1 protein-coding gene is annotated in these 607 nt (G+C 81.5%); it reads right to left on the minus strand.

The genetic code is table 11. The features are described from left to right. Positions 1-13 precede the first annotated feature (13 nt). Positions 14-535 carry a hypothetical protein gene (locus tag EAO77_RS37780; protein WP_147992785.1) on the minus strand — a complete coding sequence of 174 codons (522 nt, stop codon included), beginning with the start codon at positions 533-535 and terminating at the stop codon, positions 14-16. Between the last annotated feature and the right edge of the window lie 72 nt (positions 536-607).

The raw sequence follows: 607 nt of genomic DNA on the forward strand, positions 1-607 counted from the left end.
GCCAGCACCGTGGTCACGGCCGCGGCGGCGACGCCGGTGAAGGCCCGGCCCCTGCCGCCCCTGGCTGCCGGGGGCAGGTCACGGCCGCGGCGGCGACGCCGGTGAAGGCCCGGCCCCTGCCGCCCCTGGCTGCCGGGGGCATGCCGCCGTCCTCGTGGTCCCCGCCGTCCGGGCCGGGACCGCCGCGTTCGGGCTCCCGCGGCTCACCGGGCGGTACGGGTCCGTCGAACGCCTCGACGAACTCGCGCCGCGGGCCCGGTATCCGCGGCCCCGGGGCGGCCGGCGCCGGGGCGCTGCGCACCTGCGGCATCGCGCCGGTCAGGGGCGGACACCCCGAGCACCACGAGTCCGGCGGCGGCTGGGGCGACTGGCAGACCGGCGCGCCGGGGCCGGGGGCCGGTGCGTGCTGTTCGCCCGGCCTGCGGCGCCGGCCGCCGCCGGGCGCCGCCGCCTCCCGGGCACCGGGCAGCGTGCCGGGTGCGCCCGGCGTCCCGGTGCCCTTGGGTACGGGGCCCTTGCGGCTGTGTCGTCCCACGCCCCGGATCAGCTCCCACCGCAGTCGTCGAGCAGCTCCCGGATCGCCTGGGCGACCGTCTCCGGGTACTCC

It is taken from the genome of Streptomyces sp. T39 (genome assembly GCF_008042045.1).
Taxonomy (GTDB): Bacteria; Actinomycetota; Actinomycetes; order Streptomycetales; family Streptomycetaceae; genus Streptomyces.